15 protein-coding genes and 1 tRNA gene are annotated in these 18,509 nt (G+C 61.1%); 9 read left to right on the forward strand and 7 right to left on the reverse strand.

The window, feature by feature from the left end:
• Positions 1 to 12: 12 nt before the first annotated feature.
• The 3 genes from QTI24_RS29105 to QTI24_RS29115 are packed head-to-tail and all read left to right on the forward strand — an operon-like array spanning position 13 to position 3,724.
• On the forward strand, positions 13 to 2,115 hold the full coding sequence (locus QTI24_RS29105) for an ATP-dependent helicase (protein ID WP_286605235.1): 2,103 nt from the start codon (positions 13 to 15) through the stop codon (positions 2,113 to 2,115).
• Positions 2,112 to 2,582 carry a hypothetical protein gene (locus QTI24_RS29110; protein ID WP_286605236.1) on the forward strand — a complete coding sequence of 157 codons (471 nt, stop codon included), beginning with the start codon at positions 2,112 to 2,114 and terminating at the stop codon, positions 2,580 to 2,582. The genes QTI24_RS29105 and QTI24_RS29110 overlap by 4 nt, the downstream gene beginning before the upstream one ends.
• Positions 2,579 to 3,724 (forward strand): phospholipase A, encoded by a 1,146-nt coding sequence (locus tag QTI24_RS29115; RefSeq protein ID WP_286605237.1) that lies wholly within the window; start codon positions 2,579 to 2,581, stop codon positions 3,722 to 3,724. The genes QTI24_RS29110 and QTI24_RS29115 overlap by 4 nt, the downstream gene beginning before the upstream one ends.
• 136 nt (positions 3,725 to 3,860) lie before the next feature.
• Here the strand turns inward: QTI24_RS29115 and QTI24_RS29120 are convergent, their stop codons facing one another.
• Positions 3,861 to 4,205: a DUF1090 family protein gene (locus tag QTI24_RS29120; RefSeq protein ID WP_286605238.1), complete on the reverse strand. Its 345-nt coding sequence runs from the start codon at positions 4,203 to 4,205 to the stop codon at positions 3,861 to 3,863.
• A 125-nt stretch (positions 4,206 to 4,330) separates the two neighbouring features.
• Between QTI24_RS29120 and QTI24_RS29125 the strand changes: the two genes are divergently transcribed.
• From QTI24_RS29125 to QTI24_RS29155, 6 genes are all read left to right on the forward strand, one after another.
• The gene (locus tag QTI24_RS29125; protein ID WP_286605239.1) at positions 4,331 to 5,341 is read left to right on the forward strand and encodes a methyltransferase; all 1,011 of its coding nucleotides are present in this window, start codon (positions 4,331 to 4,333) and stop codon (positions 5,339 to 5,341) included.
• Positions 5,342 to 5,744: 403 nt separating this feature from the next.
• Positions 5,745 to 6,740, forward strand: coding sequence for a PKD domain-containing protein (locus tag QTI24_RS29130; protein ID WP_286605241.1), 996 nt, complete (start codon positions 5,745 to 5,747; stop codon positions 6,738 to 6,740).
• Between the two features lie 325 nt (positions 6,741 to 7,065).
• On the forward strand, positions 7,066 to 8,505 hold the full coding sequence (locus QTI24_RS29135) for an integrase arm-type DNA-binding domain-containing protein (protein ID WP_286605242.1): 1,440 nt from the start codon (positions 7,066 to 7,068) through the stop codon (positions 8,503 to 8,505).
• A gap of 89 nt (positions 8,506 to 8,594) precedes the next feature.
• Positions 8,595 to 9,125 (forward strand): hypothetical protein, encoded by a 531-nt coding sequence (locus tag QTI24_RS29140; protein WP_286605243.1) that lies wholly within the window; start codon positions 8,595 to 8,597, stop codon positions 9,123 to 9,125.
• 337 nt (positions 9,126 to 9,462) lie between these two features.
• On the forward strand, positions 9,463 to 9,732 hold the full coding sequence (locus QTI24_RS29150; protein ID WP_286605244.1) for an immunoglobulin domain-containing protein: 270 nt from the start codon (positions 9,463 to 9,465) through the stop codon (positions 9,730 to 9,732).
• On the forward strand, positions 9,729 to 10,916 hold the full coding sequence (locus tag QTI24_RS29155) for a hypothetical protein (protein WP_286605245.1): 1,188 nt from the start codon (positions 9,729 to 9,731) through the stop codon (positions 10,914 to 10,916). Before QTI24_RS29150 ends, QTI24_RS29155 begins: the two co-directional genes overlap by 4 nt.
• A gap of 424 nt (positions 10,917 to 11,340) precedes the next feature.
• Here QTI24_RS29155 and QTI24_RS29160 read toward each other — a convergent pair whose 3' ends face one another.
• The 6 genes from QTI24_RS29160 to QTI24_RS29185 form a co-directional block, all read right to left on the reverse strand.
• Complete coding sequence (locus QTI24_RS29160; RefSeq protein WP_286605267.1) at positions 11,341 to 11,847, reverse strand: HEPN domain-containing protein; 507 nt, start codon at positions 11,845 to 11,847, stop codon at positions 11,341 to 11,343.
• A 3-nt stretch (positions 11,848 to 11,850) separates the two neighbouring features.
• Complete coding sequence (locus QTI24_RS29165; RefSeq protein WP_286605247.1) at positions 11,851 to 12,927, reverse strand: DUF262 domain-containing protein; 1,077 nt, start codon at positions 12,925 to 12,927, stop codon at positions 11,851 to 11,853.
• A gap of 75 nt (positions 12,928 to 13,002) precedes the next feature.
• A complete protein-coding gene (locus QTI24_RS29170) occupies positions 13,003 to 14,235 on the reverse strand; it encodes a hypothetical protein (RefSeq protein WP_286605249.1) in 1,233 nt (410 codons plus the stop codon).
• Positions 14,232 to 16,562 carry an HsdM family class I SAM-dependent methyltransferase gene (locus QTI24_RS29175; RefSeq protein WP_286605251.1) on the reverse strand — a complete coding sequence of 777 codons (2,331 nt, stop codon included), beginning with the start codon at positions 16,560 to 16,562 and terminating at the stop codon, positions 14,232 to 14,234. Before QTI24_RS29175 ends, QTI24_RS29170 begins: the two co-directional genes overlap by 4 nt.
• A 1,081-nt stretch (positions 16,563 to 17,643) precedes the next feature.
• Positions 17,644 to 17,719 (reverse strand) — tRNA-Phe (locus tag QTI24_RS29180).
• An 18-nt stretch (positions 17,720 to 17,737) separates the two neighbouring features.
• Positions 17,738 to 18,433, reverse strand: a complete 696-nt coding sequence (locus QTI24_RS29185) for a response regulator (RefSeq protein ID WP_286605252.1) — start codon at positions 18,431 to 18,433, stop codon at positions 17,738 to 17,740.
• Positions 18,434 to 18,509: the final 76 nt, after the last annotated feature.

Below are 18,509 nucleotides of genomic sequence, written 5' to 3' on the forward strand. Positions count from 1 at the left end.
GTTCGCCCATCCATGTCATCCGGTCTCAATCTAGCGCAACAAGAAGCCGTCAACTACATGCACGGTCCCTGTCTCGTTCTCGCGGGCGCGGGCTCCGGCAAGACCCGGGTGATCACCCAGAAGATCGCGCGCCTGATCCAGGCCGGGCTGGAGCCCCAGCGCATCGCGGCCATCACCTTTACCAACAAGGCGGCTTCCGAAATGCGCGAACGCGCCAAGGGCCTGATCGGGCGGGACGCCAAGAAAGTGGTGGTCTGCACCTTCCACGCGCTAGGCGTGCGCATGATGCGCGAGGACGGCGCCGTGCTGGGCCTGAAGCCAGCCTTCAGCATCCTCGACAGCGACGACGTGACGAAGATCCTGAAGGATGCGGGCGGCACCACCGACGCGGCCACCGCGCGCATCTGGCAGTGGACCATCAGCAAGTGGAAGAACATGGGCCTGAACGCCGCGCAGGCGGAAGCGCAGGCTGCCGACGACAACGAGCGCATCACTGCCCGCATCATGGCCCGCTATGAAGAACGGCTGGCGGCCTACCAGAGCGTGGACTTCGACGACCTGATCGGCATGCCGCTCAAGCTGCTGCGCGATTACGACGAGGTGCGCAGCAAGTGGCAGGCCGCGCTGGGCCATGTGCTGGTCGACGAATACCAGGACACCAACGCCACGCAGTACGAGGTGCTGAAGGCGCTGGTCGGCGAACGCGGCCGCTTCACCGCCGTGGGCGACGATGACCAGTCGATCTACGGCTGGCGCGGCGCCACGCTCGACAACCTGCGCAAGCTGCCGATCGACTTCCCGAGCCTCAAGGTCATCAAGCTCGAGCAGAACTACCGCAGCACGAGCGCGATCCTGCGCGCGGCCAACAACGTGATAGGGCCCAACCCCAAGTTGTTTCCGAAGACGCTGTTCAGCGAACTCGGCGAAGGCGAGCCGGTGCGCATCGTCGACGCCGACAACGAGGCGCACGAAGCCGAGCGCACCGTCGCGCGCATCCAGAGCCTGCGCGCCGGCGACGCCACGACACAGGGCCCGCAGTTCAAGGAGTTCCGCGACTTCGCGATCCTCTACCGCGCCAACCACCAGGCGCGTGTGTTCGAGCAGGCGCTGCGCAAGGCGCAGATTCCGTACAAGGTCTCGGGCGGCCAGAGCTTCTTCGATCGCGCCGAGATCAAGGACCTCTGCGGCTGGTTCCGCCTTTGGGTCAACAACGACGACGATCCTGCGTTCCTTCGCGCAGTCACGACGCCCAAGCGTGGTATCGGCCACACCACGCTGGCCAGCCTCGGAACGTTTGCGAGCCAGTACAAGCTCAGCTTGTTCGAGGCCTTGTTCAGCCCCTCGCTGCCCAGCGTGATGCCCAAGCGCGCGCAGGAAGGCCTGCACGAGTTCGGCCGCTATATCAATGATCTCGAGTACAGGGCCCGTCGCACCATGGGCGCCGAGGACGCACGAGCGTTCCTGGCCGAATGGCTCAAGGAAATCGACTACGAGAAGCACCTCTACGACGGCGAGGACAGCGAGCAGGCCGCCGCGAGCCGGTGGACCAACGTCATGGAGTTCTGCGACTGGATGTCGCAGCGCTGCGGCGGGCAGATCGACGATGCGTCGGGCGCGACCGTCGAGAACGAACGCAAGAGTCTTCTCGAGGTCGCGCAGACCGTCTCGCTGCTGTCCACCATCAGCGAGCGGGAGCAGGACCAGAACGTGGTCACGCTGTCGACGCTGCACGCATCCAAGGGCCTGGAGTGGCCGCACGTGATGCTCGTCGGCGTGACCGAGGGCTTGCTGCCTTTCAAGCTCGACGACGACGAAGGTCGGCAGGAGAAGGTCAGCGAGAACACGCTGGAACGCCTGCAGGAAGAACGCCGGCTGATGTACGTGGGCATCACGCGCGCGCAGCGCAGCCTTGCCGTGAGCTGGACCAAGCGCCGGAAAAAGGGCCGCGAGATGATCGCGGCCCAGCCGAGCCGTTTCATCGCCGAAATGGCGCTCGACAAGAAGACCATGAGGGAAGACCCACGCGAGAAGCTCAAGGCGCTGCGCGCGGAATTTGCCAAGAAGGCCCAGGACAACGCGGCCGCCGCTGCAGCGGCGGCCGCATCGGCGCCATGAAGCACGCGCTGGTGGCCTGCCTGGCCGCAGCCTGCGTCGCGTCCGCCTGCGCCGTGGGCGCGGGCGGCCCGGAAGCGTCGACCGGCGCGGGCTGCCCCTCCCGCGGCACCGAAATGCCGCTCGAAGCGCTGTTCGGCACCTGGGAGGCTCGTATCGACGGACAGAAGGGCGTTGCACTTGTCAAGCTCAGTCAACATCCGGATTACGCCGGCGTGCGCGGCACAATCGCGCGTGGCGGCGATGGTGCCGCCGCCACGGTCGCCCAAGTGGCCGGCGACATCGACGACGAGGGCATGCTGAGCCTGGACGAATCGCTGGACGGCCGAGCCATCAGCGGCGTCTGGCTGGGCGAATTGCAGGCTTCATCGTGCGGCAAGGAGTGGAACGGCATCTGGCGCGACGCCGCGAGCGACAGCACCCATCCCTTCGTGTTGAACAAGATTGGCAACTCGGGAACTGATCGATGAACAGACACACTCTTTTCTTCACCGCTCTTTTCACCGGAATCGGCGCCACCACCGGCGCCCAGGCCCAGGCCGTGGACAAGCCGCCGAGCCCCCTGGCCGAGTCGGACCTGACCTGGCAGCAGTGCCAAAAGCTCGCAGGCGGCGCCAACAACGAAGCGCGGCTCGCCTGTTTCGACCGTTGGGCGCAGCAGCAGACCTTGCCCGCCGCAGCAGTGCCGCCCGCCCCGCCGGTGCTTGCCGAGACCCTGCCGCCCGTCAACGCCGAAATACCGGCAACGCGCGTGGTCACCATCGCCACCGAGGATGGCTGCCGCGACCGGCAGTATTCGCATCTGTCGCGCTTCTGGGAACTCGAAGCCGGCAGCAGTTGCGGCACCTTCAGCTTCCGCGGCTACCGCCCGCTCAGCGTCGGCCTCGGCGTCGCGGCCCACGATCCTCAAACTGCGATGTCGCCGGCACCGGGCCGCAACGGCGTCGACCGGCCCTATCAGGCCCAGGACATGCGCATCGGCCTGTCGGTGCGTACCAAGCTCGCACAGGGGATGCTCACCGGAGACGACCCGATCAAGAAGGACGGCCTCTGGTTTGCGTACTCGCAGGCTTCCACCTGGCAGGTGTTCAACGAAGACCTCTCCCGGCCTTTCCGCACCACCGATCACGAGCCGGAACTGATCTACAGCTACCCGACGGACTACCAACTGCCGGGCGGCTGGCGCGTGCGCTACACCGGCCTTGGCCTGGCGCACCAGTCGAACGGCCAGGATCTGCCTTACTCGCGCAGTTGGAACCGCGTCTACCTGATGGGCGGCATGGAGCTCGGCGACACGTTCGTCGTCACCGCGCGCGTCTGGAAGCGCATCTCCGAAAACGGGGCCGACGACGACAACCCCGATATCACCAAATACCTGGGCAACGCCGATATCCGGGCGGCCTGGCAGGTCGACCGGCTCAACCAGGTCGCCATCTCGGCGCACGGCGGCAAGGGCGCCGTGCGGCTCGAATGGCTCAAGGTGATCGGCGACCCGGTCAAGAGCAACCTGCGATTCCAGGCGCAGCTCTTCTACGGCTACGGCGACACGCTGGTCGACTACAACCGCAAGCGGACGGTGTTCAACATCGGGCTGGCGCTGGTGGATTTTTAAGTACACCCCCAGGCTTCGCGCACTTCGTGTCGCTTCGCCTACCCCCTTGCAGGGGGCGCTGCCTGCGGCCCGGCGGAGCCGGTTCCGTGGCAGCCCACGTGGCACAGGGGCACACAAAGCGCCAGGCTAGCCGAGGTTACTTCTTCTTTTCGGCCAGCAGCTTGCGCAGGTCTTCCTCGGCACGGTCGAGGTCGATTCGCAGTTGCATCACCGCGTTCTTCTGGCGCATGACGCGAGCTTCGTGCGTGTCCTTCTTGGCGGCTTCCTCGCAACGGGCCTGCAGGGCGTGGAGGTTCTCCTCGATCTGCCGCCGGCGCAGCATCTGCCCTCTGGAGCGCGCCGCCCGCATGTCCTTCTCCAGCGCGGCTTGCTGCGCATAGCAATCGGCTTCGGCCTTCGTTGGCGCCGGCTGGGCGAACGCCTGCGTGGCACACAACAAGGTGACCGCAACAGGGCCAATACACAGGTAGGAAATACGCATGGAGTTGCACCGAGTCGAGGAAGGCGCCATCTTGCACCATGTTCCAGCCTTCCAGCCAGAGGCTCGAATTGCTGACGCGCCAGGCTCACAATGTTTGCCCGGCCCAACGCGATGGGGGACATGCGATGCAAAGCGATTCGAATCCGTCGATCACCATGCGGCATCTGATCGACGGCTACCAGGTTTCCCAGGCGATTCATGTCGCCGCGAGACTCGGCATTGCGGACCTGCTGGCGGACGGCGGCCGCAGCGCCGACCGACTGGCAACGGAAACCGGCACGCATGCGCCCACGCTGTATCGGCTTTTGCGTGCGTTGGCGAGCATCGAGGTGTTGCGCGAAGGCAATGACGGCGTGTTCGAACTCACGCCGCTCGGGCAGGCTCTTCGATCGGACGTTGAGGGTTCGATAGCGGATTGGGCCGCCTTCGTCGGCAGTCCGGGCTATTGGCAGGCGTGGAGCGGGCTCCTGCACAGCGTGCGCACCGGTGAGAACGCGTTTCAGCACATTCATGGCGCCGATGTATGGAGCTATCGCACGAACCGCCCCGAAGAGAGCGCGCTTTTCGATCGCGCGATGACCGCGCTTTCGCGGCGATCGAGTGCGGCGCTGATCGCCGCCTACGACTTCGGTCGCTTTCGCACGGTGGTTGACGTGGGTGGCGGGACGGGGGCGTTGCTGGCGGCGATATTGGGTGCGCACCCTGGGCTCAAGGGCATCCTGTTCGATCAGCCGCACGTCGTCGCGGCGGCGGGTGCGTTCATGGAGCGTGCGGGTGTTGCCGACCGATGCCGGATCGTGGGTGGAAGCTTCTTCGAGGGGGTGCCTGAAGCGGCTGATGCCTACGTTCTGCGAGCAGTGATCCACGACTGGGAGGACGTGGATGCGGTTCGCATTCTCACGGCCGTGCGCAAGGCGATGGCGGCTGATGGCCGCGTGTTGATGCTGGAGCGGATCGTCGCGCCACCCAATGAGGGGCGCGATGCGAAATTCTCGGACCTGAACATGCTGGTGGCACCGGGTGGGCGCGAGCGGACGCGTGAGGAGCTGGAGGCATTGCTGGGGCCGGCGGGATTGCAGGCAGCAGGCGTGATCGATGCCGGAGGCTTCGCCATTGTCGAAGCCCTCGCTCGATGAAAGAGGCCTGAACTTTCGCGAAGACTCTGCCGACGACGCCGAAAAACACGACCAGTTGACTGGCATTGGGACCGGTATGCCCCAAGTTGAGCGCAGTTCTACGCACTAAGTCACGGTCTGGAGTGCGCGGCGATGGGACGAAATGCAAACGAATTAGTTACAGTTAATACTTACTGCAACATCGCCCGCTCCAATGAGACTACCCCTGACCCCCTGCCCGAAACCGCTGATCGACGCACTTGCCGCAACCGCGGCAGCCTTCGCCCTCACCGCATGCGGCGGGGGAGGTTCAGGTTCCTTTCCCGTTTTGGCACCGACCCCGGCTGCGGAAGCACTGGCAGGCCCCGCGGTTGCGCAATCGCAAGCGCCGGCACCAGGTCCGGCGACAAGCAACAACGCGCCTGTGAGCAATGCCGGAACCGCGCAGAGCACGATCACGGGCAAGCCGTTCAAGCTCGACGGCAGCGCCAGTTCGGATGCCGACAACGACGTCCTCACCTACCAGTGGACCCTGGCTACGAAGCCGGCCACGAGCGCAGCGACACTGGCGTCCCCCACGCTGGCGAAGCCGGAGTTCAGCGCGGACGTACCCGGCGACTATGTGTTCAGCCTCATCGTGAACGATGGCAAGGCGAACAGCGCGCGGGCGAGCGTGACGGTGACCGTGGCGCTCGCCACCTGGCGAGACGCCGATTGCTCCACCGACGGCACGAAGCTACCGGCCTGCGCGACGGATTTCTCGGACAACAGCGCATCGGTCGCACTCGTCCAGGACAGCGGCGCCAACGCTCTTCTGCTCGAGACGCTCGCCAGCACATCACCGGCCCCGCGGAAGAGCTTTCACACGGGGATCACTGGCAACCGGGCGATTCTGGGCACGGATATCCTCCATGGCGTGAAGCTATCGGAATTTGCCGGAATCAGCTTCAAGTCGAAGGACGACGGCACCGGTCCGAACACTGGCGCAGGCTTTCCCTACGTCAACTATTCCATTAGCAAGCAGTGCGACGGCGTAGGCAGTGGCTGGGCCAATCTGATCACCAACCTGAGTGACATGAGCCCGACGGGCCCCGACGCCGACGGCTACTACACCTACACCGCCGACATCTCGGCGGGCAGCAAGGCCTGGAAGTCGTCGAACTTCAAGGACCCGATCTACGCCACCGACGGCACGACGGTTGTGTTGATGCCGAACAAGACGGCGACCGGCGGATCCCTCCAGGCCCTCATCCAGGCCTACCCGAACGCGTGCATCTACAACTGGCCGAACCCGGATGCCGAAGTTCCTCTTGCCACGACTACGCCGGCGGTGATGCTCTTGCTGGGCAGCAGCGGAAATCTCACTGCCAAGAAGGCCTGGTTCAGGGACATCAAGATCGGCGACAAGGTCATCTTCTGATCGAATGATCTTTGTCGACAGAAAAGCGCCCACTGGGCGCGAAGCCAGAAGCTAAAAAGCCCCTGACCATAAAGGATCAGGGGCTTTGGATCTGGTGGCCTGGGGCGGAATCGAACCACCGACACGCGGATTTTCAATCCGGGAATAATGGCGTTTGCCATCATCGATCAGCGTAGATACAATCCATATAAATCAACACGTTAGCTGCACACTCGACGTGAGGCGCTCACCAATCTGTTGATCTTTATTCGTCTAAATTCATGGAATCTGGCTACGCAGTGGCTACGCAGCATTCCGGCGTAGCCAGTTCCTCCAAAGCATCGACATGGCCCGACCGAAGAAAACAGAAGCACCCGACACCACCCAGCGGGTAAACCTGACCAATGGCGTTATCGAGCGCCTGACCTGCCAGACCGACCGCAAGGCGCAAGCCTTCCTACGCGACAGCGAAGCACCGGGCCTGCGGGTGCGCGTGTCCAACACGGGCGCGAAGTCTTTCGTCTTCGAGGGAAAGCTGAATCGCCACACCATTCGCCGCGTCATCGGGGATGTGCGCGCCTGGACCATCGAGCAGGCTCGCACCGAAGCGCGCCGTCTCGCTGTGATGCTGGACAGCGGCATTGATCCACGCGAAGTGGAACTTCAGAAGCAGGCGCGGAACGCTGCCGACGCAAAGCGCCTCGCCGCTGACGCCCTGACCGTGGGCGAGGCATGGAGCCGCTACATCGCAGAGCGCCGGCCCCACTGGGGCGAGCGAAACTACGTCGATCACGTGAAGATGACCCATGAAGGCGGTGAAGACCGCAAGCGCCTGCCTGGAGTTAAGACCAAGGCCGGTCCGCTGGCGGAATTGATGGCTTTGCGGCTGGTAGACCTGACTCCCGTTGCCGTGGAGCAATGGGCCTCCAAGGAGGCACCCGGCCGCCCGGCCCGCGTCCGGCTGGCGCTGCGTCTTCTGAAAGCGTTTCTCCGATGGGCCGCCGCCGAGCCGGATATGAATGGCAAGGCCGACCCAACCGCCGCCAGCGCCAAGAAGGCCCGCGAGGCGGCAGGCAAGCCACAGACCAAGAATGACTATCTCCAGCGCGAGCAACTAGCCACATGGTTCAAGCATGTTCGGGCCATTCCAAACCCCATCATCAGCGCCTACCTACAGTGCCTGCTATTGACCGGTGCGCGCCGCGAGGAACTGGCCGCCCTGCGCTGGGAGGATGTAAATTTTCAATGGAAGGGCATGAGTCTGCGCGACAAGATCGAGGGCCAGCGCGCCGTGCCGCTTACCCCCTATGTCGGGAACCTGATGACTTCCCTGCCGCGCCGCAACGAATGGGTTTTCTCCAGCGCGCAGGCCATTGACCTGAGCGACAAGAACGCAAGGCGCCGCGAGCAATACCACGCCCGCAAGGGGCAGACGGCACCAGCCGGGGATGTGACAACACGCAGTGCGTCCGGGCGCATCGTGGAGCCCGGCATTGCGCATCGCCAAGCCTGTGCAGCGGCAGGACTGGGCGGCCTCACGTTGCATGGCTTGCGCCGCAGCTTCGCGAGCTTGTGCGAGTGGCTTGATATCCCTGGCGGGATAAGCGCGCAGATTCAAGGCCACGCTCCCCAGGGTGTCCGCGAGCAGAACTACATTCGCCGGCCCCTTGATCTGCTGCGCGTTCACCATGAGCGCATCGAGGCATGGATGCTGGAGCAGGCCGGCGTGGTGTTCGTTGCCGACGCTCAGCCCAGCGCGCTGCGAGTGTTGGCGGCTTCAAGATAGGCATCGGCCACGGATAGCTCGACGGAGCGAAAAGCGAGTCCCCTGCTCGCCTGCCGTGGCTCCTTCACAGGGCTGCACCAGGGGCGCAGATGGCAACAGATGATGAGGCCGATCCATGGGCGGCGCTGGTGGCGGCGGCGACGCGAGACGTAGAGCACGCCTCTAAGGGCGACTCGAGCGAAGGCCGCCGGGTTCTATTCCTAGCCACCGTTGCCTGGAGAAATCTCCTTGACCGTGGCGCGCAGCCCAGCCCGCGCGATGCGGTGTTCCTGCGCGCTGTGTTGGAATCGCTCGAAGCAACGGTCAAGGGGGGTGTGGACGCCAACAAGGCACTTCACCTCATCAATCCGTCGCATAGGCCGCCGGCAAAAGAGGACTTGCGGGACGTGCGCCTCGCACTCTTTATCGCAGTCGGAGAAGAATACGACCGCTTGACGACGCTCGGCCGAACGCGGGCCGATGCGCCACTCCGAGAGGCATTTAGGACAGTAGCTCGGAAGAACACGAACGAGGGCAGCAACAAGAAGATGACCCTTGCAATCGTGCAGAAGGCGTGGAGCGTGATGGGCGCCCTCGACGGATGGAAGGCTTGGAAAGAGCTGGAGTCCGACTCGCACTAAGGGTCTGCTGTTCTTTCTACTTCAAGTGCCAATGATGGGGCTCAACGCATCGCAATTCGGCGGTGTTGGAGACCAACATGGAACCCGCAACTCATCCGAGCGCGACAACGCTCGCGCGCGTGGAGAAAAGTCCGGCTGCTGGCAATCGCCCAGTTCCTCTGGAGAAGCAGAACCGTCCCGCCGTTGATACGGCAACGGCCGCCTTCTATTTGAGCCGCCGCCCGCAGACCTTGAGAGGTTGGGCGTGCAACGAGGACGGACCGTTGCGGCCTCTGCGCATCAATGGCCGGCTGGCGTGGCCCGTGGTTGGTCTCCGCCGCCTGCTGGGAATAGTGCCATGAGCCACAAAGAAAAAGCCCCAGGCGATTGCGGCGCCGAGGGCTCTCAAGAATCACAAGATTGCACCGCGAATTCTACTCAGCCCGACGCCGATAAAGCCTTTGCCACCCTCCGCGCCGTGGCCGCATTGCAAGGGCACGAACTGCGTCGCACCGACCACGCCGATGGGCGGCCCGTCTACTTCATCGCCCGTTGGGGTCTGGTGCGGCACTTCGGTTCGCTCGCCCAGGTGCGCGCCTTCGTCGCCAGGATCGGAAGCCGATCATGATGCGTGACGCGCTCCACGACGGCTCCGGCATAGGCAGTTTGCTCGCGCCCGACTTTCAGGCCATGCCGGTAGAGCTTCGTGAGCGTCATCGTTGGGTCACCTGGAAGCTATCGAAGGGCCGTAAAGTCCCCTTCTGCGCGACTGCTCCGAAGTTGCCGGCCAGCGTTGTAGACCCCCACACCTGGGCGACGTTCGAGCAGGCGCAAGCGGCCTACAACACGGGCGGCTTTTCCGGCGTTGGGTTCGTCCTGACAGCCGGCGACCCCATCGTGGGCATCGACCTGGACAAGTGCGTCACGCACGGTGAGGCCGCCCCCGAAGCAATGCGCCTGATGGATCGCATCGGCTGCGGCTACATCGAACTGAGCCCCAGCGCCAAGGGCCTCCATGGCCTTGGCTACGGCGATGACATCGCCAGCGGCACGCGGGGAACAATCGATGGCGTGCGCGTGGAGTTGTACTCGGGCGCCCGATACTTCACCGTCACCGGCCGTCCGCTCATTTCCGGTCCGTTTGTTCAGATGCCGGCTTTCGCGGAGTTCGCGACCAAAATCAGGAAGAGGGGGTCTACAGAAGAGAACGGAAGTGGACAGAAGAGAACCGAGGATTTCTTAAGTCCTCTTTTGTTCTCCTCTGTAGACTCCATCGCCATTCCGCCGAGCACGCTGCCCCGACACGAGGGAGAACGTCATCACCGCCTGTTCGAGTTGGCTCGATATCTCAAGGCCCTGCGCCTGCACGCAACGTGGAGCGAAAAGCGCGAGTTCGCCACCCGTTGGCATGTGCTTGCACAGCCGCATATCGCGACGAAAGAGCTTGCGGAAACATTGGATGACTTCGCCCGCGCGTTCGAGAAGGTGCGCATTCCGCACGGCGATGTCCTCCGCGGCATCGTCCGCAGCATCGATCATGACGCCGCGCTCCCCAGAGTCCTTGAAGGGTTCGGCTACGGTGAAACGATGACGCGTTTGGTCCGTCTTTGCATGGCGCTTGCCACGCACAACGAACCCGAGCCGTTCTTCCTTGACGTTCGAACGGCTGGCGCGTATCTGAACGTGCACTACACCTACGCCTGGAAGCTGCTTTCGGTGCTGCACCGTGATGGCGTGCTCTCGGTCGTCTCTAAGGGCTCGGACGGCAAGGCCACCCGCTACCGATTCACTCCGAGCACGATGGAATCATGAGCCCGCGACTGATATCCACCGACGTGCGAGGCACTGCGCTCCACGGACCCGGAGACCGCCCGCGACCGGCGCAAGCACCTTGCTAGCACCCCGCGAGCAAGGTGCTAGCACGTGCGCATCTTTCACCCGAGATGACATGACGTGGGAGCACGCGTAAGGGACGGGCGGGTACGTGTGCTGACGCATGGGTCGCGCGGAACCCGAAAGGCCTCCCGACGCGTTTCTAGCCCCTCCGGAGCCCCCTGCAAGCCTTGCAGACGCCCGACGAACACGGTAATTTCACCGAGCAAGCTGCATGTTTTTTCCGAACAATCCGCCTGCCTGCGCGGACGCGGGCGGCCTGCGGGCGGGGGCGGCGGGGGCCGGTATCCGCGACTGTTGCGAGCGATTTGTTTTTCTGCTGACAACGCTCGAGGCGATTCCATCACCTGACCATGGAGGTGGCCAGACAATCGATTACAGCTTTTCCATCTTCATAGGCAATAACCACATCGGGATATGTCGCAGTTGTCGGTGCCTTACCTTCGTGCGCAAAGTCATTTCGCCACAAGATGAGATTTGAATATCCACTGCGAAGATCGCGCTTATGAGTTGCCAAATGTGTGGCCACGGCACCGTTCAAATTTTTGCGAAAACGATCTACATAATTCTTTCCAAATCTTGCAACGTAGTCGTCTTCGATATTTTTTATCTTTATGCGGCCATTGATCCGTTCAAAGTAGCTTTCCGTAAAGCTACCCAAAACCTTGTGCTTACGACGACCGAACTCACAGAAAATCTCCTTAATTGCAAGTTCGTATACCGTCACTGCGGCGACCGCAACGAATCCCGTGTATTTAACGCGTAGCAATGGGTCCGAAAGTCCGGGCACGAACCCATTGAGGTGTCCAACAAGGTCATCAGCATGCTTGAAATGATTTTTGTAAGCCATCACTCAGCCGATCAGAACCTCGCGTGCCAGTTTCACACGGGCCTGTAGAGTATTTGTGTCTGTTGTTGCCAGCAGAGTTAAGCGGCGAAACTCTGGGTCCCCAAGAAGTTTCTTGTATCTGATGCTTAATTCGGAAGGGTCGATATTGTTTAGATTCTCTATTACGACGCACATTACCCCATCCAGCGCAGATACGTTGAGTGGGCCCCTCAAGTGGAAAGGCTTCTCACCTAAGGCGCCAGCAATCAACTCGCATGCCTTGGGGAATACTTCAAAAAACTGTTCTGACTTCTTGGTGCGCCCGTCCACGTGTTTTTTCATTGCCGCATTCAAGTATTCCTTCATCGGCTTTTCATATTTATCCGATGCGCCAGCAAGTCCAAAAATCCGAAGAATGATCTCCACATCTCTCTGGTGCTTGTCGATTGTCTTTTTTCCAAGAATTTTCCGCCAACTTTTGTCTTGGTTGGCCTCTTTAAGTCTTGCGCCGAGTGCTCCTCGGAATACACAATTGCGAATTTCCTGAGGCTTGAGCGGGGTGCCGCCGGTGTTCAGTCTTTCGAAAATGTGATACGCGCTCGTCCCTTCGCCGGTAGGATTTAATTGACGGATATTTACTGCGCGAAGAACGGATTGCTTGAGCTTTCTTTGATCAACTTCATCGAGGTCAACGAATCGCTTGTTGTAATAAGGGCTTTTGCTTTCCAAGCCCGAAAGACGGAACACGACTCGTTTTCCTTGGGTACTTTCTTCTCCAAAGTATCCCTCCATGAAAAACACAACGCTCAAGATTCGTTGCTGCCCGTCTATGACAAGGTTTTTGTTTTTTTCGTCGATATAGAAAAATACTGGTGGCACCGGAAGGCCGCACAAGAAGGAATCGATTAATACGGATGACTGCTTGATAGTCCAAACAAACTCCCGTTGGAAATCCGGAATCTCGATGTCGCCGTCTTTCCACATCTGCGCGATGCCAGCCAGTGTGAAGTCAGACGGATACGTCGCGATGTCATAGACAACGGATACCTCCTCGTCTTCGTCCTCGGTCTCGATTTCCAGGTCTGCAAAGTCCGTACTCATTGTGGTTCTCAGTAGCTGTAGTTGGGCGGAAGGATACGGTTGGTCTCTATCGATGAACTCAGAGCTGAAGGGATCTCAGCTCGCGAAGCGGTCGCCGCCCGAATGGTCGTGGTAGCTTTGCACATGCAGTCCGCGGTGTGCCCACATCGGCCGTACCTGAGACAAAAACGGATCAGTGATAAATCGCTGCTCGATGTACGCCAGATCATCGTCCGAGAGGCCAAGCAGCCGTGCTGCGATGGCATCTAGAGTCCTCCGCGCCGTCTCGAACGCCTCAGCGGCATCAGAACCATGTACGTCACGGATGATCGCCGCGACGGCCGCAGGTTCGGCTGGGATCTTTAGTGCACCAATAGAGGATGGCTGAACCTCTTCCCCGTCGTTAATCTTCCTGTCAAGCTGGTACCAGATAACAGCCCGAAGATCCGCGTTCGGAACGGCGAGCACGAATGAGCCGTTGCCAGCGGTTATCCCGCTTTCGTTCATCAGCAAGTCCTGCAGGACTGTATCCGCCGTCGCGGGTGGTGGCAGCGCAAAACCTTCCACCAAGAGAGCGCCATTCGCGATAAGTTGGCTAATCGACATGGTGGGTTGTGAACTCAACTCGGCTTCGACTTGCCGCCATCGATCCGCAAGATTCTCGTCGGCGTGAACGAGTTGCTCAGTCGCTGTCTCGAGCGCCATCAGATCTTCGGCTGACGGGCTCAGGGGCATTGGTATCAGATTAAGGTTCTTGGGGTACCAATGACACACCAGATCCTCAACAATGGTGGCGCGCAAGCATGTTGCTGCAGCGAACATCACGGGTCTCGCGAGCACCCATCCATTAAGCGGAAATCGCTCCCGCATCTGAATGAGAATGACTGTATTGTTGAAGACGGCGCCGGCAGGTACTGGTGCGATGGTAGGTAGCTGCGCAATCTCTCTTGACGCGAAAAGGCGATCCTGCGCGAAGAAGTCGCTATACCGGTAGATTTTCAGATCTTGGGGCGCTTTCACTCCGTCCCACTGTCCCATCGGTTCGCCTTTTAGGCCTCCGGGAAAAATGTTGAGTCCCTTGTAGACTCCCTTTCCGGTCTCTGTGAATGCTGCCTTGCTACCAAGCTTCAAGCCCATGTAGAAGAGCGGCCGGGGCGTCCAGTCCGCCGCCGGCGCTCCGTGCGGCAACTCGCGCAGAACGAGTCCCTTGTCAGCGCCACCTTTCTTTCGATAGAGCATCTCCACTTGATCTTTCAATCGTGCTGCTCGTCCTATTTTTTCGAGGATAGGTACATCGTCCGCCTGGATCTTGCTCGTGAGCCAGGTCATACCGTCTCCTCGATCTGTTCTGTCGCCCCGAAATACGTCTCGATGTTCAAGAAGCGACGTGGTATCTGCGACGACACGGCTTGCTGCAGATCGATACGGTCACTCACCACATCGAAGCATTCCGTACCAGCAATCGCGACGGTTACCAAGTCGTCTGGACTTGACGGACTGTTCTCAAGCACAAGGATCACTGTTTGCCGTTTGACACCGCGAAAGGTGAGCTTGCGAAGCGGCTCCAAGTCCATTACTTCGATCAACTTGTACTCTGCGATGACGCTGCGGAGTTTTTCTGCGTAGTCTGCCTCCAGAACAGCGATAGGGATGATGAAGGCAGTCCGTCCCCCTGGTTTCAACCAACTGCGAAGCGCCCGGTAAAGAAACATGATGTACAGGTCGGGCTGCCCTTCGATTACTCGGCCATACGCCGCTCGGGTGCGTTCGTCGAGCGTGTGACGGTGGTATCTCACATAGGGGGGATTGGCAACAACCACGTCGTAGCGCCCCGTAGCAAAGGCCTTCAGGCGGCGACGGACTTGGCTCCCGCGAGCGCCAGAGTGGCGGCGCCCCCCCGTATCTGCCTGCCCTAAATCCAGCTCAGCGTTGGTCTGCACCTCCATGGGCTGGTCAAAGGGATCGAGCGAGGTGTGGCCGCCTTCCACCATGATGTGCGGAATCAGCGCCTTCGCAATCTTTTTCTGATGGTCAGGCGGTTGATCAGCGAACACCTCCAGGAGCTGCCAGAGGATCTGAATCTGGGTCAGCACTGCGGAGAACGGATTGAGGTCGAGTCCGTGGATGCGTTGCAGCACACTTTGGACAGCCTCCAGGTTGAGCGCGCCCGAGCTGCGCAACCGCTCGAGCTGCGCGTGAAGGTGTTCCACCAAGAAAGTGCCCGACCCGCACGCAGGGTCGAAAACGGTTGCAGCTGCGGATGGTGCACAGCGCGCCAACATGTACCTGCAAATCTCTGGGCGGGTGTACACCTCGCCCAATGCGCGACGCTTCGCCACATCCAGGAACTTGTCATACACGCCTGACAAGATGTCGCCTTTTACGGTCGTGAAGTCCCATCGAGACAGGAGCCACATTGCATGAAGAAGCGCCTCGCTCAACACGGCATCGTCGCCTTGCACAGCCCAATCCAGAGGGTCAGCCGAGAAGATGCTTGAATACAGATCACGAGCCTTGCGATACACCTCGCGCAGCAAGCCTTGCGCCCCAATTTTGAAGTGCGCCGCGAAGTTGCTGAACTGCTCAATGCCGCCGTTGCAGATGTATCGCTGCAGGAGGCCATGGTCCTCAGCGAATCTGATCATGAGCATGCGCGACAGGATCATGGAAGAAGTTTCGTAACCCAGCGACTCGATTGCTTTGCCCGAGTCAGTGAGCTTGTTCTTCGAGTCTTTGGGGGGCAGCAGTAGCGAGACCTTGCCTTCCAACCCCATGCGAGCCGCCGTCCGTGGCAGGACCACCGTCTCCAGCTTTAGGGCGGCGGCGTAGGGTTCAATGGCCAACATCACTTGGTCTACATGGTTCTCGTATTCAAGCAACGCGCCGCCGGATAGGTCGGCCATTCCTGAGCACGTGACAAAGGGCAATGCCGCGTCTGACCACTCCACCGACCACACCCCCCACCGGGGCACCAACGCGTTTAGTTCCGCAGTCGCAACACGGACCTGATCCTTCACAACGTCGAGCAGAACCGTTAGGACAGCCTCGCGAATAGCCGCGGCTCCAACGCGCACTGCGTCGATAAACTCTCGCCTTGATGAGTCGTCCACACCGACATACGCGAAGCCTGTTTCGCCGCGCTTGAAGGCGCTGATGGCTGCTGAGACACGCGCGTGTTCAGCGCTTATCGGGCCGAAGGCCGCAACAAACTCCACATCGGACTTTAGTTGTGACCAGCGCCAAGATGCTCTAGGCCCAATGGTGCCGCCCGGCAAGATGACAAATCGGATGACCTGTTCTTGGTCGATGAGGAACAAGAACCGGGTGGTTGAAGTGATGTATTTGGATTTGTCGGCGAGGATCTGTTCCTCGTCGCTGGCTAACCTGTTGAACCGCTTAACCTCGATTGAGGCGAACACATGGGATGCGGTGACCACGGGCTTGCCGTTGTCTCCGAGGAGGTACAGAGTTAGATCCGGTGCACAGGCTGTGCCCGGAATTGCCGAATCGATAACGATGCTTTGGGCCTCGCATCTGGTGGGAGCGGCGGCGTCGGTCAGCAGCTTCTTCAAACTGTCATACAGGTTGCGCTCTGTACCAGGCGCCTCGCGAAATCCATCAATCAGTTTGCCCAGCCGGGCGTTTTTTTGTGCCATCAGGCCTCCTGGACCGCGATCCTACAGTGCAGGGCGCATCGAAAATGGCCGTCCTGCGATGGATCCACCCGAGGCTCGCTTGGCGGTGGCGTGGAGATGTGATCTTTTCCCGTTGCCGCCCACTTTCATGCGGCGATTCGCTTGCCTCGGGCGTGCTCAGAATCGTTGCTGGCGTATCCACTCAACTTCCTCATGCCCTTGATTTCCGTGCACGGATTTTTTGTTATCCGTATACGTCATCTGGCAAGCGGACGAGATTTCGGTGTTCAGCAATGAAGTCCGCATTCAAGACGCTCCTGCGACCGCCCGCGACACCTCGAGCAGACCATCGTCTTTTCGGTACGCAGAAATCACCGCCATCAACGAGCGAGCGATGATCAATGGAGGTGAATCCGTATACGGGAATATGTGAGTGCTACGAATGAATGGCGTATACCGAAAGTCGAGCTGGGGATAAGAAGACTCGCAGTGACATGTCCTGCATCCAGGTTGGCTGCGTGCACCTGACGAACGACTATGAGCATCCGGGCCGCAGATGGAGTGGAGAGGGACGTTCTATTCTCACGAGAGGCAACCAAGGCGCTCGAACGCTGAGCGACCGCGCTCTGTGCTGATCGCGGCCATCGCCGAATGCCCGGTCAAGGTGAATAGTCTCAAGCGCATCGCCAACATTGCGCGCACCGCGCTCAACCGCTGAAATCCGACGCCGCCAAGAATCGCGAGCCGCCGTCCGGTCCGATGGGGTGGGGGGTCTGCATTGCATGCTGCAGGCTGATTTGCCGCGTGCCATGCGCGAGCCTGCGGCCCTGGAAGGCGTGTCTCATACCAAGGGCACCCGCGCCCCATCGGCGGATCTGATGGAACCTGCCATAGCAGCCTGTACCCGGCTTCACGGCCCACAACGGCGCCCGCGATCTGCGCGGGAGGATCGCGCTGGATGGGACCCAAATCGGAATTTCGCGTCGGCAGTTCGGGCGCGGAAACCCGGTACCGGCGGCTACGCTGTGGCTACGCGGGACACAAAGAAAAAAGCCCGCTACCGATTTGATAGCAGGCTTTCTATGCCCCATGCGGGCAAAACTGGTGGCCTGGGGCGGAATCGAACCACCGACACGCGGATTTTCAATCCGCTGCTCTACCAACTGAGCTACCGGGCCTTGGTGTGCAGCCTTAGATTATACAGCGCTTCTACGGCCTCTCGAAAGATCGACGCCGAGTTGCTTCAATTTCCGATAAAGATGGGTGCGTTCGAGGCCGGTCTTCTCGGCGACGCGCGTCATGGAGCCGTTCTCCATGGCGAGGTGGAATTCGAAGTAGGCCTTTTCGAAACCGTCGCGCGCATCGCGCAGCGGGCGGTCCAGGTCGAAGCTCTGCGTGGACTGTGGTCCCAGGTCCGCCGCCGGCAACGGTGGCACAGCAGGCACCAACGCGCTGTCGCCCACCGTCGTGACCACCGCGGCAAAGCTGCTCGCGGGCGGCACAACGCTGGCCGCGGCACGGCGCGCGCTTTCGCGTGCAAGGCCCTGCTCGACGGCCTTCAGCAGCTTCTGCAAGGTGATGGGCTTTTCGAGAAATGCGAAGGCACCGATACGTGTGGCGTCCACCGCCGTATCGATCGTGGCGTGGCCACTCATCATGACGACCGGCATGCTCAGGAGGCCGGCTGCGGACCACTCCTTGAGCAGCGTCACGCCGTCGGTGTCGGGCATCCAGATGTCGAGGAGGACCAGGTCAGGACGGGCACGCTGTCGAGCGGCGCGCGCTTCGGCTGCGTTCTCGGCGAGTTCCACGTTGTGGCCTTCGTCATTGAGAATTTCGAAGAGCAGGTCTCGAATACCCAGCTCGTCGTCGACCACGAGGATGTTTGCCATTTTTGCTAGTTGTGCGCCGTGTGTCTTGTATGGAGTGAGAGGTCCGTTTGCCGGCCCATCGCCTCGCCCAACGGGG

The organism is Variovorax sp. J22P240 (genome assembly GCF_030316855.1).
Lineage (GTDB): Bacteria > Pseudomonadota > Gammaproteobacteria > Burkholderiales > Burkholderiaceae_C > Variovorax.

What these genes read in the sequence shown, in the direction of transcription:
- QTI24_RS29140 (WP_286605243.1), top strand. Translation starts at nt 8,595, where the DNA reads ATGGCAACAGATGATGAGGCCGATCCATGGGCGGCGCTGGTGGCGGCG.
- QTI24_RS29185 (WP_286605252.1), bottom strand. Translation starts at nt 18,433, where the DNA reads ATGGCAAACATCCTCGTGGTCGACGACGAGCTGGGTATTCGAGACCTG.
- QTI24_RS29105 (WP_286605235.1), top strand. Translation starts at nt 13, where the DNA reads ATGTCATCCGGTCTCAATCTAGCGCAACAAGAAGCCGTCAACTACATG.
- QTI24_RS29155 (WP_286605245.1), top strand. Translation starts at nt 9,729, where the DNA reads ATGATGCGTGACGCGCTCCACGACGGCTCCGGCATAGGCAGTTTGCTC.
- QTI24_RS29165 (WP_286605247.1), bottom strand. Translation starts at nt 12,927, where the DNA reads ATGAGTACGGACTTTGCAGACCTGGAAATCGAGACCGAGGACGAAGAC.
- QTI24_RS29135 (WP_286605242.1), top strand. Translation starts at nt 7,066, where the DNA reads ATGGCCCGACCGAAGAAAACAGAAGCACCCGACACCACCCAGCGGGTA.
- QTI24_RS29160 (WP_286605267.1), bottom strand. Translation starts at nt 11,847, where the DNA reads ATGGCTTACAAAAATCATTTCAAGCATGCTGATGACCTTGTTGGACAC.
- QTI24_RS29120 (WP_286605238.1), bottom strand. Translation starts at nt 4,205, where the DNA reads ATGCGTATTTCCTACCTGTGTATTGGCCCTGTTGCGGTCACCTTGTTG.
- QTI24_RS29115 (WP_286605237.1), top strand. Translation starts at nt 2,579, where the DNA reads ATGAACAGACACACTCTTTTCTTCACCGCTCTTTTCACCGGAATCGGC.
- QTI24_RS29125 (WP_286605239.1), top strand. Translation starts at nt 4,331, where the DNA reads ATGCAAAGCGATTCGAATCCGTCGATCACCATGCGGCATCTGATCGAC.
- QTI24_RS29170 (WP_286605249.1), bottom strand. Translation starts at nt 14,235, where the DNA reads ATGACCTGGCTCACGAGCAAGATCCAGGCGGACGATGTACCTATCCTC.
- QTI24_RS29150 (WP_286605244.1), top strand. Translation starts at nt 9,463, where the DNA reads ATGAGCCACAAAGAAAAAGCCCCAGGCGATTGCGGCGCCGAGGGCTCT.
- QTI24_RS29175 (WP_286605251.1), bottom strand. Translation starts at nt 16,562, where the DNA reads ATGGCACAAAAAAACGCCCGGCTGGGCAAACTGATTGATGGATTTCGC.
- QTI24_RS29110 (WP_286605236.1), top strand. Translation starts at nt 2,112, where the DNA reads ATGAAGCACGCGCTGGTGGCCTGCCTGGCCGCAGCCTGCGTCGCGTCC.